General features: G+C 49.5%; 1 protein-coding gene. It reads left to right on the top strand.

The genetic code is table 11. The features are described from left to right. On the top strand, window positions 1-523 hold a 523-nt coding region (gene prmA / locus R7P74_RS29115), incomplete at its 5' end, for a 50S ribosomal protein L11 methyltransferase (protein ID WP_318124196.1). Between the last annotated feature and the right edge of the window lie 2 nt (window positions 524-525).

Raw genomic sequence — 525 nt, 5'->3', positions numbered from 1 at the left:
GCCGGAACCAGACGCTGTCAACGTAATGCTGGATCCAGGTCTTGCATTCGGTACTGGTACTCACCCAACAACCGCACTTTGTCTTGAGTGGCTAGAAAGCATGGACTTAAGCGGTAAAACCGTTATCGACTTCGGCTGTGGCTCAGGCATTCTTGCGATCGCAGCGATCAAACTGGGCGCAGAAAAAGTTATCGGGATCGACATTGATCCTCAAGCGCTACTTGCATCAAAAGACAACGCAGAGCGTAACGGCGTTGCCGACAAACTAGAAGTATACCTTCCTCAAAACCAACCAGAAGGTCTGATTGCAGACGTGGTTGTTGCTAACATTCTTGCTGGCCCACTACGTGAACTTGCACCAATCATTAAAGGCCTAGTTAAGCCAAATGGCGCCCTAGCAATGTCTGGTGTTTTGGACACGCAAGCGGAAGATGTTGCAAGCTATTACCGTGATGAGCTTCACATTGACCCTATCGTTGAGCAAAGCGAATGGTGTCGCATCTCTGGTCGTAAGCAAGGCTAGAC

Source organism: Vibrio sp. 2033 (genome assembly GCF_033339735.1).
This window is presented reverse-complemented; position numbering and strand designations above follow the sequence as displayed.